General features: G+C 70.8%; 11 protein-coding genes. 5 read left to right on the forward strand and 6 right to left on the reverse strand.

Annotation, left to right across the window (positions count from 1 at the left end; translation table 11 throughout):
* Window positions 1–23 precede the first annotated feature (23 nt).
* Entirely contained in the window at window positions 24–692 is a 669-nt protein-coding gene (locus L942_RS39450) for a response regulator (protein ID WP_037370374.1), read from the reverse strand.
* A complete protein-coding gene (locus L942_RS39455) occupies window positions 689–2,293 on the reverse strand; it encodes a sensor histidine kinase (RefSeq protein WP_037370386.1) in 1,605 nt (534 codons plus the stop codon). Before L942_RS39455 ends, L942_RS39450 begins: the two co-directional genes overlap by 4 nt.
* A 163-nt stretch (window positions 2,294–2,456) precedes the next feature.
* On the opposite strand from L942_RS39455, the gene L942_RS39460 reads away from it, so the two are divergent.
* Window positions 2,457–3,800: a cation:dicarboxylate symporter family transporter gene (locus L942_RS39460; RefSeq protein ID WP_037370375.1), complete on the forward strand. Its 1,344-nt coding sequence runs from the start codon at window positions 2,457–2,459 to the stop codon at window positions 3,798–3,800.
* A gap of 113 nt (window positions 3,801–3,913) precedes the next feature.
* Here the strand turns inward: L942_RS39460 and L942_RS39465 are convergent, their stop codons facing one another.
* Complete coding sequence (locus L942_RS39465; protein ID WP_037370376.1) at window positions 3,914–4,315, reverse strand: winged helix-turn-helix transcriptional regulator; 402 nt, start codon at window positions 4,313–4,315, stop codon at window positions 3,914–3,916.
* 116 nt (window positions 4,316–4,431) lie between these two features.
* On the opposite strand from L942_RS39465, the gene L942_RS39470 reads away from it, so the two are divergent.
* Window positions 4,432–5,868: an MFS transporter gene (locus L942_RS39470; RefSeq protein WP_037370387.1), complete on the forward strand. Its 1,437-nt coding sequence runs from the start codon at window positions 4,432–4,434 to the stop codon at window positions 5,866–5,868.
* A gap of 17 nt (window positions 5,869–5,885) precedes the next feature.
* Here the strand turns inward: L942_RS39470 and L942_RS39475 are convergent, their stop codons facing one another.
* Window positions 5,886–6,347: an SRPBCC family protein gene (locus tag L942_RS39475; RefSeq protein WP_037370377.1), complete on the reverse strand. Its 462-nt coding sequence runs from the start codon at window positions 6,345–6,347 to the stop codon at window positions 5,886–5,888.
* A 111-nt stretch (window positions 6,348–6,458) separates the two neighbouring features.
* Between L942_RS39475 and L942_RS39480 the strand changes: the two genes are divergently transcribed.
* A complete protein-coding gene (locus tag L942_RS39480) occupies window positions 6,459–7,085 on the forward strand; it encodes a fibronectin type III domain-containing protein (RefSeq protein WP_037370378.1) in 627 nt (208 codons plus the stop codon).
* Window positions 7,086–7,155: 70 nt separating this feature from the next.
* On the opposite strand, the gene uvrA is transcribed toward L942_RS39480, so the two are convergent.
* Complete coding sequence (gene uvrA / locus L942_RS39485; RefSeq protein WP_037370379.1) at window positions 7,156–10,017, reverse strand: excinuclease ABC subunit UvrA; 2,862 nt, start codon at window positions 10,015–10,017, stop codon at window positions 7,156–7,158.
* Between the two features lie 340 nt (window positions 10,018–10,357).
* Between uvrA and L942_RS44035 the strand changes: the two genes are divergently transcribed.
* On the forward strand, window positions 10,358–11,053 hold the full coding sequence (locus L942_RS44035; RefSeq protein ID WP_051166550.1) for an RNase H family protein: 696 nt from the start codon (window positions 10,358–10,360) through the stop codon (window positions 11,051–11,053).
* Between the two features lie 471 nt (window positions 11,054–11,524).
* Here L942_RS44035 and L942_RS39500 read toward each other — a convergent pair whose 3' ends face one another.
* Entirely contained in the window at window positions 11,525–12,355 is an 831-nt protein-coding gene (locus L942_RS39500; protein ID WP_037370381.1) for a YwqG family protein, read from the reverse strand.
* Between the two features lie 78 nt (window positions 12,356–12,433).
* Between L942_RS39500 and L942_RS39505 the strand changes: the two genes are divergently transcribed.
* Window positions 12,434–13,111, forward strand: coding sequence for an MBL fold metallo-hydrolase (locus L942_RS39505; protein WP_037370391.1), 678 nt, complete (start codon window positions 12,434–12,436; stop codon window positions 13,109–13,111).
* Window positions 13,112–13,477 lie beyond the last annotated feature (366 nt).

Raw genomic sequence — 13,477 nt, forward strand, 5'->3', positions numbered from 1 at the left:
CCGCGCACGAAGCGCTGACGGGCTCAGCCAGGTTTCAGCCGGTACCAGACCTCCGGCCGTCCGACCTGCCCGTATCGCGGTTCGCGCTGCGCCAATCCGTTGTCCGCCAGGTACTCCAGGTACCGCCGCGCGGTGACCCGCGAAGCTCCGATCGCGCTCGCCGCACCCCCGGCGGAGAGCCCTTCACCGGCCCCGGCGAGCGCGTCGGTGATCGCGTCGAGCGTCTCCGCGCTCATGCCCTTCGGCAGCGGCGCGGCCTCGGTGGTGCGCAGCGTGCCGAGCGCGCGATCGATCTCCGCCTGCCCGCTGACCTCGCCGGACGCCTCGCGGAACGACGCGTAGCGCTCCAGTTTGTCCCGCAGCGACGCGAACGTGAACGGCTTCAGCAGGTACTGCACGACCCCGACCGAGACCGCCGCCTTGACCAGCGCGAGGTCGCGCGCGGACGTGACCGCGATGACGTCGATCGGCAATCCGGCCGCGCGCAGCGAACGGCAGACGGCGAGGCCGTGCGTGTCCGGCAGGTAGAAGTCCAGCAGCACCAGGTCGACCGGTTCGCGCTCGCAGAACCGCAGCGCCTCGCCGCCCGAATGCACCACCCCGGCGACGACGAACCCGGGCAGCCGCTCGACGTACAGCCGGTGCGCCTCGGCCGCCACCGGCTCGTCCTCCACCACCAGCACCCGGATCACGCCGGCACCTCCTGTCTCGGCAACCGTACGGTGAACACCGCGCCGCCGTCGCGTCCGACGTCGATGGTGCCGTGGTAGCGCCGGACCGCCTGCACGACCAGCGCCAGCCCGAGACCGTGCTCGTCCCCGGCCTTCGTCGACCAGCCCCGGCGGAACATCTCCCCCACGGCCTCTTCCGGTACGCCCGGACCGTTGTCCGCGACGCGCAGCAGCAGACCGTCCTCTTCGGACCGCGCGGTGACCACCACCGACGGCCGCGCGACGGATTCCCGCACCACCGCGTCGATTCCGTTGTCGATCAGGTTGCCGAGGATCGTCACCAGGTCCCGTCCGGCGACGCCGGGGCCGAGGTCGTCGATCATCGTGTCCGGCGTGATGGTGAGCTCCACGCCGCGTTCGCTCGCCTCCGCGGCCTTGCCCAGCAGCAACGCGGCCAGCACCGGTTCGGCGACCGCGGTCATCACGCGGTCGGTGAGCTCCTGCGCCAGCGCGAGTTCGGCGGTCGCGAACTCCACGGCGTCCTCGGGCCGGCCGAGTTCCACCAGCGACACGACGGTGTGCAGCCGGTTCGCGGCCTCGTGCGCCTGCGACCGCAGCGCTTCGGCGAGGCTCCGCGCCGTGGTCAGCTCGCCGGTGAGCGTCTGGAGTTCGGTGTGGTCGCGCAGGATCACGACGGTGCCCTGCGCGCGGCCGCCGGAGCTGACGAGCGTCGTGCTCACGACCAGCACCCGCGAGTCCGTCAGGTGCAGTTCCTCGGTGCGGTTCTCCGGCGCGGTGAACGCCGCCGTCAACTCGGGCGACAACCCCAGCTCGGCGAGCGGCTTCCCGACCGGGTCGCCGGTGAGCCCGAGGAGCGTGCGGGCGCCGTCGTTGCACAGCCCGACCCGTCCGTCGCGGCCGACCAGCAGCACGCCTTCGCGCACCGAATGCAGCACCGCTTCGTGGTACTCGAACAGATTGCTCAGCTCGGCCGGCGCGATGCCGCGCGTCTGCCGTTTCAGCCGGGCGCTCACCAGCCAGCCCCCGCAGGCGCCTACGAGCAATACTGCCGCCGCGACGCCGAGCAGCGGCCAGACGCGGTCTTGCAGTTCGGCGGAAATCGCCGCGATCGTGATGCCCACCGCGACGAGCGCGACCACCCGGTGCTGTGCGTCGAACACTGGCACCACGACGCGCACCGACGGGCCGAGCGAGCCGGTGTAGGTCTCCGACACGACGCCGCCCCGCTGCGCCGCCTCGATGTGCCCGAGGAACCGCTGGCCGATCAACGCCGGATTCGGGTGCGTGTAACGGATTCCTTGCGGCGACATGATCGTGACGAAGTCGACGCGCGTGTCCGCGAGCACCCGCTGCGCGTACGGCTGCAGCGTCGCGGTCGGGTCGGCGGTGGCGGCTGCGCGCGCGACGTCCGGCGCGTCGGCGATCGACCGGGCCACCGCGAGCGACTGTTCCCCGGCCCGGTCGGTCGTGGTGCGCCGGGCGTCGAGGTAGGCGATAGTGATCCCGCCGGAGACGAGCACGAGCAGGATCGCCAGCTGCAGCACCAGCAGCTGACGGGCCAGGCTCCAGCGGCTCGTCCGGATCCGAGGTGTCGGGGGCACCCGCTCATACCAGCACACGCGCGGGTCCGGCAGCACTCCGGCGCCGTCGCCGGGAAGTCCACACCGGACTCCTTCCGCCGCGAACTCAATGAACACAACGGTGACGCCGGTCATAACGCCCCGCATAGTGACCCGCGTTCCCCCCACCGAGCTGGAGGCAACGGTGCCTACACCGACCCCCGAAACGGCCGCGCCCAAGCGCGACCGCACGCGCTACCTGTACCTGGCCGTGATCGCCGCCGTCGTCCTGGGCGTCGCGGTCGGGCTGCTCTGGCCGTCCGCCGGCAAGAGCCTCGCCCCGCTGGGCACCGGCTTCGTCAACCTGATCAAGATGATGATCTCGCCGATCATCTTCTGCACCATCGTGCTGGGCATCGGCTCGGTCGCGAAGGCGGCGAAGGTCGGCAAGGTCGGCGTCACCGCACTCGTGTACTTCATCGTGATGTCGACGTTCGCGCTCGCGATCGGGCTCGTCGTCGGCAACCTGCTGCACCCGGGCACCGGCCTGCACCTCAACCCGGCCGACGTGTCGAAGGTGCACCAGCAGGCCAAGGGCGAGGGCGGCGTCGACTTCCTGCTCGGCATCATCCCGAAGACGTTCGTGTCCGCGTTCACCGAGGGTGAGGTGCTGCAGACGCTGCTCGTGGCGCTGCTGGCCGGGTTCGCGCTGCAGAAGCTGGGCAAGCGCGGCGAGCCGATCCTGCGCGGCATCGAGCACATCCAGCGGCTGGTGTTCCGCATCCTGTCGATGATCATGTGGGCCGCCCCGGTGGGCGCGTTCGGCGCGATCGCCGCGGTGGTCGGCGCGACCGGCTGGGGCGCGCTGCGCAGCCTGCTGGTGATCATGCTCGGCTTCTACCTGACCTGCCTGGTGTTCGTGTTCGGCGTGCTCGGCGCGGTGCTGTGGCTCGGCGCGCGGGTCAACATCTTCAGCCTGCTGCGCTATCTCGGCCGCGAATTCCTGCTGATCCTCTCGACGTCCTCTTCGGAGTCCGCGCTGCCGCGGCTGATCGCGAAGATGGAGCACCTCGGCGTCAGCAAGCCGGTCGTCGGCATCACCGTGCCCACCGGGTACTCGTTCAACCTCGACGGCACCGCGATCTACCTGACGATGGCGACGCTCTTCATCGCCACCGCACAGGACCAGCCACTCGCGCTCGGCGAGCAGATCACCTTGCTGCTGTTCATGATCATCGCTTCGAAGGGCGCGGCGGGCGTGAGCGGCGCCGGCATCGCGACGCTGGCCAGCGGCCTGCAGTCGCACCGTCCGGAACTCGTCGACGGCGTCGGGTTCATCCTCGGCATCGACCGGTTCATGTCCGAGGCCCGCGCGCTGACGAACTTCGCCGGCAACGCGGTCGCGACCGTCCTCATCGGATCGTGGATGAAGGAATTCGACCGCGACCGCTCGCGGCAGGTGTTCACCGGCCAGGCACCATTCGACGAAGCGACCCTGCTCGACGAGAAACCGGCCGAAGCCGCTCCGCCCGTCCCGGCGAACGCCTGAGACCCGGTCCGCGCCCGGGCCCCTTCCCTCCGGGTGCGGACTGTTCGGCGCCGCGGCCGTGCGCGTCCCCCGTGCGCACGGCCGCGGCGCCTCTCCAGATCAGCAAGCAGAATTCAGCAAGCGGTGCGGCCGTCGTAGCTCTGCCGCGAAACCGCGATCGCCTCGCGGTGCCGCTCCGCCCAGTCCACGAGCCCGGACAGCGAGTCGTACAGCTCGCGCGCCATTTCGGTGGCCTCGTACTCGACCCGCGGCGGCACCGTCGGATACACGGTGCGCTTCAGCAGGCCGTCGCGTTCCAGATTCCGCAGCGTGAGCGTGAGCATGCGGCGGCTGATCCCCTGCACCGAGCGTTCGAGCTCGGTGAACCGCACCGGGCCGCGCGTCGCCTCCAGCAGGATGCCGATCACCCACTTCCCGCTGATCCGGTTCACGACCTCCATCACCGTGCACACCGCGAATTTCGCCGGGTCGAAATCCGTGGCCTCGTCGGTCACAGCGATGTTCCCCTGGGACATGAAAGTGCCTCCTTCCGCGGTGCTCCATGGTCACACATGATGGGCACTGTAACAAGAGATGCCCTGGCTCCGACCAGCGGAAACTCTCCCCTGTGCTGGTTATGGAGGACTTTGTCATGCCCGAAACCGCTCGGCACCGCGGCGCGGCGCTCGCCGTGCTGTCCGCCGCCTCGCTGATGGTGGTGCTGGACAGCTCGATCGTCGCGGTCGCCCTGCCGGTGATCCAGACCGACCTGGGCTTCAGCGCACCCGGGCTGGCCTGGGTGGTCAACGCCTACCTTGTCGCGTTCGGCGGCCTGCTCCTGCTCTCCGGCCGCCTCGGCGACCTGGTCGGCCGGCGGCGGGTGTTCCTCGTCGGCCTCGTCGTGTTCACCGCCGCTTCGCTGGCCGCCGGTCTTTCGCCGAACGCCACCACGCTGGTCATCGCGCGGTTCGTCCAAGGCGTCGGCGGTGCCCTGGCGTCCGCTGTGGTGCTGGGCATGATCGTGACGCTCTATCCCGAGCCGCGCGCCCGCGTCCGCGCGATCGGCGTGTACAGCTTCACCCAGGCCGCGGGCGCGTCGATCGGCATGGTCGCCGGCGGCGCGCTCACCCAGGGCCTCGACTGGCACTGGACCTTCTACCTCAACCTGCCAATCGGCATCGCGGCGCTTGTCTTGACTCCGCTGGTCGTCGCCTCCGACCGCGGCCTCGGCCTCCGCACCGGCATCGACGTCCTGGGCGCGCTGCTGGTCACCGCCGGGGTGATGCTGCTGGTGCTGGGCATCGTGCAAGCCGGCGACTCCGGGTGGACCTTCCTGACCGTCGCCACGCTGGCCGCGGCGGTCGTCCTGCTCCTGCTGTTCCTGCTGCGCCAGGCCCGCACGCGAACCCCGTTGCTGCCGCTGCGTTTGCTCCGCGTGCGCGCGATCAGCGGCGCCAACCTCACCATGATCGTGATGGTCGCCGGGTTCCTGGGATTCCAATTCGTCACCGCGCTGTACCTGCAGCAGGTCCTCGGATTCGACGCGCTCACCACCGGCTTCGCGTTCGTCCCGACGCCGGTCATGATCGCCGCTTTCTCGCTCGGCCTCGCCGACTGGCTGAACACCCGGTTCTCCCCGCGCGCGGTCCTGGTCGCCGGATTGCTGACGACGTCGGTCGCTTTCCTGTACCTGACCCAAGTCCAGACCTCAGGCGGCTACGCCCTGCACGTGCTGCCGTCGCTGATCCTGATGGGCGCCGGGGCCGGGACGGCGATCCCGGCGCTGGTGGGCTTGGCGATGTCCGCCGCGACGCCCGACGACTCCGGCGTGACCTCGGGGTTGATCACCACGACCCAGCAGGTGGGCGGCGCGCTGGGAACCGCCGTGCTGGCCACCGCGGCGGCGACCCGGACTGCCGAGCTGCTGGGCGGAGGCGTCGCGGAAAAGGAGGCGCTGGCGTCGGGATTCCGGGTGGCTTACGGCTTCAGCGCCGGGTTGACCGCCCTCGCCGCGATCCTCGCCGCGGTGCTCCTGGGCCGCCGAGCCGCGTCCGCACCGGCCGCCGCGCCCGAACCGGTCGCCCGCTGAGCCGGGGTCCTGGCCGGCTACTTCGCCGCGAGGTAGCCGGCCAGCCCGTGGTGGCCGCGGCGCATCATCCACGCGTGGTTGGCGCGGAAAAACGGCCGGGCGACGATGTCCAGCCGGCGCAGCAACGGTTTCCGCACCTGGACGTGCTGCGTGATCTCCAGCCGGGAACCGCCGTCCTCGGCGTGGATCGCCCCGGCGAGCACCCCGTCGAGGTCGCCGCTCAGCCGGACGCGCACCCGCAGCCCCGCCGCGTCCTGCTGCTCGCGGTGCATCGCGACGACGATCCGGTACGGCAACCGGGACCGGCAGACGATCTGCGCGGTGTCGTCGTCGACCTGGCGCACCGACTGGACGTCCGGCCACCACCGCGGATAGGACTCCAGGTCGACGATCGCGTCGAACACCCGTCCCGGGAGGGTCGGCAGCCACCAGTCGCTCCGGAACGAGTACTCGGCGTCTCTCTTCTTCTCGAGGACCACAGCCGCCCCTCTCCCGATCAGCGGAACGCGTGCTTGTCGATCTTGGCCGCCGTTTCCTAGGCTGGCCACCCCTTGGGTACGCCGCCGCCTGAACCGTCGAGGAGGCTTGCCGTGCCGACAATCGCCCGGACCGCCCTCGCCGCGGCACTCGCCGCGACGCTGGCCGCCTGCGGTTCCGCGCCGCCGCCGGCCGCTCCCGCCTTCACCGCGACCCTCACCTCGCCCACGAACGTCGTCCTGCACTGGCCTGCCGACCCGGCCGCGGCGGGCTACCTCCTCGAATACGCCAACGCCGCCGACGGCCCGTGGACCGCGCTGCAGTACCTCCCGCGCGACCAGACTTCTTATACCCACCCGAATCTGATCCCGGAAACGCCGTTCTACTACCGGATCCGCTCTTTCGCCGGTCCGGTGTCGGCGACCGTGACGCCCGGCGGCGCTGCCTCGCCCGATACCGCCGTCCCGCCGTCCGCCCCGGGCGACTTCACCGCTGCCCCCGCGCCGGACCAGAGCCTGCACTTCGCCTGGACCGACCGCACGGCCGGCGAAGCCGGTTTCCTCCTGGAAATCCGCCGCCCCGGCGCCCCGGACTTCACCCCGGTCGAGGTGACCGATCCCGACGCGACGCACTGCGCGCTGTCTCTCCTGCCCGGCGAACAAGGCTCGGCTTTCCGGATCCGCGCCCTGTCCTACGGCCCGCTCTCCCCCGTCGTCGAACGCACCACCGGCAAGGTCTGACCCCCGCGCGGCGAAGAGCCGTCCGGTCCCGGGACCGGACGGCTCTCGTGGGCTCGCGTCACCGCGGGGATCAGGCCGGGTTGAGCACCTGCGCGAGGAATTCGCCGGTGTAGCTGCCCTCGGTGGCCGCGACCTGTTCGGGCGTTCCCTCGGCGATCACGGTGCCGCCGCCGGAGCCGCCTTCCGGGCCCATGTCGATGATCCAGTCGGACGTCTTGATCACGTCCAGGTTGTGCTCGATCACGATCACCGTGTTGCCCTTGTCCACCAGCCCATTGATCACGCCGATCAGCTTGCTGATGTCCTCGAAGTGCAGGCCGGTGGTCGGCTCGTCGAGGATGTAGACGGTCTTGCCGGTGGAGCGCTTCTGCAGTTCGCTCGCGAGCTTCACGCGCTGCGCCTCGCCGCCGGACAGGGTCGGCGCGGGCTGGCCGAGGCGGACGTAGCCGAGGCCGACGTCGACGAGGGTCTGCAGGTGCCGGTGGATCGCCTTGATCGGCTCGAAGAACTCGGCCGCCTCCTCGATCGGCATGTCCAGCACGTCGGACACCGTCTTGCCCTTGTAGTGCACCTCGAGCGTTTCCCGGTTGTACCGGGCGCCCTTGCACACCTCGCACGGGACGTAGACGTCCGGCAGGAAGTTCATCTCGATCTTGATCGTGCCGTCGCCCGCGCACGCCTCGCAGCGGCCGCCCTTGACGTTGAACGAGAAGCGGCCCTGCTGGTACCCGCGGACCTTCGCCTCGGTGGTCGCCGCGAACAGCTTGCGCACGTGGTCCCACACGCCGGTGTAGGTGGCCGGGTTGGAGCGCGGCGTGCGGCCGATCGGCGACTGGTCGACGCGCACCAGCTTGTCGACGTTGCCGAGGCCGTTGACCCGGGTGTGGCGGCCCGGGACCTGGCGCGCGCCGTTGAGCTTGTTCGCCAGCACCTGTGCGAGGATGTCGTTGACGAGCGTCGATTTGCCCGACCCGGACACGCCGGTGATCGACACGAGGCAGCCGAGCGGGAACGACACGTCGATGCCGCGCAGGTTGTGCTCGCGCGCGCCCACCACGGTGAGCTGCCGCTTCTTGTCCACCGGCCGCCGGATCGCCGGCACCTCGATCTGCCGCCGCCCGGACAGGTACGCGCCGGTGATCGAGTCCTTGTTCTTCAGGATCTTCTTGTACGGGCCGCTGTGCACGATGTGCCCGCCGTGCTCGCCCGCGCCCGGGCCGATGTCGACCACCCAGTCGCTGGCCCGGATGGTGTCCTCGTCGTGCTCGACCACGATCAGCGTGTTGCCGAGGTTGCGCAGCCGGGTGAGCGTCTCGATGAGCCGGTGGTTGTCGCGCTGGTGCAGGCCGATCGACGGCTCGTCCAGCACGTACAGCACGCCCACGAGGCCGGAGCCGATCTGCGTCGCCAGCCGGATGCGCTGCGCCTCGCCGCCGGACAGGGTGCCGGAGGCGCGGTCGAGCGAAAGGTAGTTGAGGCCGACGTCGAGCAGGAAGCGCAGCCGCGCCTGGATCTCCTTCAGCACCGCGCCCGCGATCATCGCCTCGCGCGGGCCGAGGACCAGCTCGTCGAGGAACTCCGAGGCCTCCGCGATGGACAGCGCGCAGACCTCGGCGATCGACCGGTCGCCCTGCGTCGCGTGCTCCAGGGTGACCGCGAGGATCTCCGGCTTGAGCCGCGTGCCCTGGCAGGCCGGGCACGGCACCTCGCGCATGTAGCCCTCGTACCGCTCGCGCATGTACTCCGAGTCGGTCTGCTCGAGGCGGCGTTCCAGGAACGGGATCACGCCCTCGAAGGCCGCGTAGTACGAGCGCTGCCTGCCGTACCGGTTGCGGTAGCGGACGTGCACCTGCTCGTCGACGCCGTGCAGGACCGCCTTCTGCACCCGGGCGGGCAGCCGCCGCCACGGCGTGTCCATGCGGAACCCGACCGCCTCCGAGAGCGATTCCAGCAGCCGCAGGAAGTAGTCGGCATTCTGTCCGCCCGCCCACGGCGCGATGGCCCCCTCGGCGAGCGACAGCTCGTCGTCGGGCACCACCAGTTCCGGGTCGACCTCCTTGCGGATGCCGATGCCGGTGCACTCCGGGCAGGCGCCGTAGGGCGAGTTGAACGAGAACGACCGCGGCTCGAGGTCCTCGATCGCCAGCGGGTGGCCGTTGGGGCAGGCCAGGTTCTCGGAGAAGCCGCGCACGCGGTGCGGGTCGTTCTCGTCGAGGTCGACGAAGTCGAGTTCGACCAGGCCGTCGGCCAGCCGCAGCGCCGTTTCCACCGAGTCGGTGAGCCGCTGCCGGGCGCTGGTCTTGACCGTGAGCCGGTCGATCACCACGCCGATCTGGTGCTTTTCCTGCTTCTTCAGCTTGGGCGGGTCGGTGAGCGGGTGCACCGTGCCGTCGACCACCACGCGCGCGTAGCCCTGCTGCTGCAGGTTCTGGAACAGGTCGAGGTACTCGCCCTTGCGGCCGCGCACGACCGGGGCCAGCACCTGGAACCGCGTGCCCTCGGGCATTTCCAGCACCTGGTCGACGATCTGCTGCGGCGTCTGCTTGCTGATCGCCTCGCCGCACTTCGGGCAGTGCGCCTTGCCCGCGCGGGCGTAGAGCAGCCGCAGGTAGTCGTAGACCTCGGTGATGGTGCCCACGGTGGACCGCGGGTTGCGCGAGGTCGACTTCTGGTCGATCGACACCGCCGGCGAGAGGCCCTCGATGAAGTCGACGTCCGGCTTGTCCATCTGCCCGAGGAACTGCCGCGCGTACGCCGAAAGCGACTCCACGTACCGCCGCTGCCCCTCGGCGAAGATCGTGTCGAAGGCCAGGCTCGACTTGCCCGACCCGGACAGGCCGGTGAACACGATCATGCTGTCGCGGGGCAGATCGAGATCCACGCCGCGGAGGTTGTGCTCGCGCGCTCCGCGAACAACGAGGCGATCAGCCACGCCTTCGTCCCTTCCGTCGTTCTGCTCGGTGGCCCGCCGGGAGATCCGGTGCCGGCGGGCGTGCCCAGGGTAGGGACGACCACCGACAAAAACCGGACCGCACGTGTTCTGCCTGGGGTTTTCCGCTCTCCGGGGGCCGGGGGAAGCGGCCCGCGGCGGGGTCGCCGGACGCTGTCGGAGGCCCCGCGCGGCAGAGCGGATGCGCTGGCTGGCCCGGTTCCACGATACAGGTCGGCGAAGGCCGCCCGGCCCGGGTGCACGGGCCCCGGGAACCGGCGCGGCGCAGGGCGTTCCGGCGGGTTTCGCGAGGAGCGGCGGGCGCGGCCGATACGTTGGCGGGGTGGCGAGCGACGAAGCCGGAGCAGTGCGGATCTACGCGGCGGGGAGAGGCGGCGACAGCCCGGGGCCGGGAGGCTGGTCCGCGCTGCTGGCCTACGGGGACCATCGGAAAACCCTCACCGGCGGGGCCGCGGACACGACCGCCGACCGGATGGCGCTGACCGCGGCCGTCGAAGCACTCGAAAGCCTGAAAAGACCGGTCCGCGTGCACCTCTACAGCGACAGCGAGTACCTCCGCACCGCGCTGGACGCCCCCGGATCCGACGAACTCCTCCCCCGGCTCCGCACCTGCGCGGCCCGGCACCGGATCGCCTGGCGCACCGCCGAGGACCCGGCCGCCCGCGCCCAGCTCGCCGAACTGGCCGACCTCGCGACCGCCGCCCGCCCCGCCGGACGGCCGCCCGCGCCGCCGGAGGACGACGAGTGCCGGCACGGCATGACGAAGGCCTACTGCGCCGACTGCCGCCAGCTCGCCGCGGGAGTGCTGCCGACCGGCTACCGCACGGCGGGCGGCAGCGCGTACCACAACGACGCCGACTGCTACTGGCTGCGCAGGGGCCAGCAACGGCAGGAGCGGATGGGCCGCGACACCCACGAGATCGTCCGGATCGCCTGGGCCTCGGTGCTCCCGGGCGAACTCGAACCGTGCGAGCACTGCTGCACGACGGAATGGCTGAACCGGCACCGGCGCGGTTGAGGTTTTGCCCGGTCGGCGTGGCGCACCGGACCCGATCGAACCGGCCCGCCGCGAGGTCGTCCACACGGGCCAGCCGATATGGAACGCCCACACCGCCCGGCGCAACACCCGCACTGACACAGCCCACCCACTCCGCATCACGCACCGAACCCGGCCTGCCGCGAGATCATCCACGCCAGCCAGCACAGAACGCCCCCTCACCCCGCGCGACACCCCCACCCGACACGACCCAGCACTCACCCGCTCTGCATCACGCACCGAACCCAGCCGAACCCGCCCGCCCAAGGTCATCCAGCACGCCGACATCACCCCACACGACGCTCACATCCGCGCGGCTCAGGGCCGACCCGCTCTGCCTGACAAACCGAACCCGGCCAGCCGCGAGATCATCCACGTGGCCCAGCCAGCACAGAACGCCCACCTCACCCCGCGCGACCCCGCGCGACACCCCCACCCGACACGACCCAGCACTCACCCGCTCTGCATCACGCACCGCACCCGGTCGAACCGGCCAGCCGCGAGGTCGTCTTCGCGGACCAGCCAGTACAGAACCCCGACATCACCCCAGCTGAGGCCCGCGTCGCCGTCGCTGTCGATCTGGGCTAGCAAGGCCCAGCGCAGCGCCTCGTCGGCGAGGTCCGATTCGGCGGCGTCGTCGGGCAGCACCGCGGCGGCGACCTCGTCCTCCGGCGGGCCTTGGACCGGCCAGGAGCAGCCGCCGATCTGGTGGTACGGCGCGGCGGACGATTCCCGGAGCAGGTCGTAGAACTCCTCGGACCAGTTCTCCGGGTCGGAGAGCGGAAGCCCGTCGCGGGCGAGCGTGCGGCGCAGCACTTCCTGCTCGGAGTTCGGGAACGTGCCGGCGATTTCCCCGGACACCTCCAGCCGCGGATAGACCTCGACGCCCTCCGGAGCGGCGCGGTCCGCGGTCTCGGCGCCGGCCGGGACGAACACGACCGCGCCGAGGGAGGTCAGATCGACCGGTCCCTGCGCCTCGAACCAGTCGTCGCAGTAGAAGAACAGCAGCGAACCCGACGCGGGCAGCTCGATCCCGCCGGGCACCCGAGGAAGCGCGGCGCAGTCCACGGACGCGACGAAGTTCATCGGCAGCTCGCCGCGCCACACCGGCCACTCGACGTCCGCGGGCAGCGCGGGAGTACCGCCGAGACAGCCGACGCGTACGCCGTTCCCGCTGGTGTTCAGCCGCACGGCGGGCCGGAACACGGTTTCCCATGCCTCCGCGACGTCCGGCGGAAGGTTCTCGCGCGCCAGCTTGGCGAGCGGGTCGATCCAAGAGGTCATGGGAAGATCTTGACAGCAGGCACCGACAAAAACGGCCACGTGGCCGCCGCACGGGTGACCCGGCTACGGTGGGACCTCGTGAACATCGCCGACACATACACCGGACACGTCGAACCGGGCGGCGACGCCGCCCGCCGGACGCTGGACGGCCTCACCATCACCAAGCTCTCCGTTGGCCCGATGGACAACAACGCGTATCTGCTCGTGTGCCGCGAGCAGAACGAAGCCCTGCTGATCGACGCGGCCAACGACCCGGAACGCATCTCGGACCTGATCGGCCACGGCCCCGACCGGCCCGCGCTGCGCACCGTCGTGACGACCCACCAGCACGCCGACCACTGGCAGGCGCTGGGCGCGGTGGCCGGAGCGAACGGCGCGAACACCGCGGCGCACCCGCTGGACGCGGAACCCCTGCCGGTCCCCCCGGACTTCCTGGTCGAACACGGCGACACCCTGAAGGTCGGCGCGGTCACCCTCGAGGTGATCCACCTGCGCGGCCACACGCCGGGCTCGATCGCGCTGCTGTACCGGGATCCGTCCGGCCACCCGCACCTGTTCACCGGCGATTCGCTGTTCCCGGGAGGGGTCGGGAAGACGTCGTCGCCGGAGAACTTCACGTCGCTGCTGGACGACGTGGAGACGCGGATTTTCGGCGAGCTGCCGGACGACACGTGGTTCTACCCGGGGCACGGCGACGATTCGACTCTGGGCGAGCAGCGACCGCATCTGAAGGAGTGGCGCGAGCGCGGCTGGTGAAGCAGCGAGGCGAACGGGGCTGTCTCCGCGAGGCGGCCCCGTTCGCCGTCGGCGCCGCGGCTCGGAACAGCCCCGGTTCGAGGTGCATCCGCCCCCGAGCCTCCCACCACGACAGCGCTGCTCGCGGCACCGGCCCAGGCTGTGTCGCGAGCAGCGCCGGATTGCATCGCGCCAGTCAGATTATGCGCGTCGCATTTCTGTTTCTCCTGAGACGCCAATCCCAGAACACCTCAGCAATCGGACTAACACAGTTCGGCCGAATGGCGCATTATGTTTCCGCTTCTCCGTCCATTGGCCAAGCGAGGTTCTAGTACTCCAGCTGTAGTTCGTGATCTTGCTGGAGGGGTCGTGTGAGACGGGTGCGGC

This window comes from Amycolatopsis orientalis DSM 43388, from assembly GCF_000411975.1.
Lineage (GTDB): Bacteria > Actinomycetota > Actinomycetes > Mycobacteriales > Pseudonocardiaceae > Amycolatopsis > Amycolatopsis orientalis_D.

Excerpts from the sequence above, each read along its gene's own strand:
- L942_RS39465 (WP_037370376.1), bottom strand. The coding sequence starts at position 4,315 with ATGTCCCAGGGGAACATCGCTGTGACCGACGAGGCCACGGATTTCGAC.
- L942_RS39470 (WP_037370387.1), top strand. The coding sequence starts at position 4,432 with ATGCCCGAAACCGCTCGGCACCGCGGCGCGGCGCTCGCCGTGCTGTCC.
- L942_RS39500 (WP_037370381.1), bottom strand. The coding sequence starts at position 12,355 with ATGACCTCTTGGATCGACCCGCTCGCCAAGCTGGCGCGCGAGAACCTT.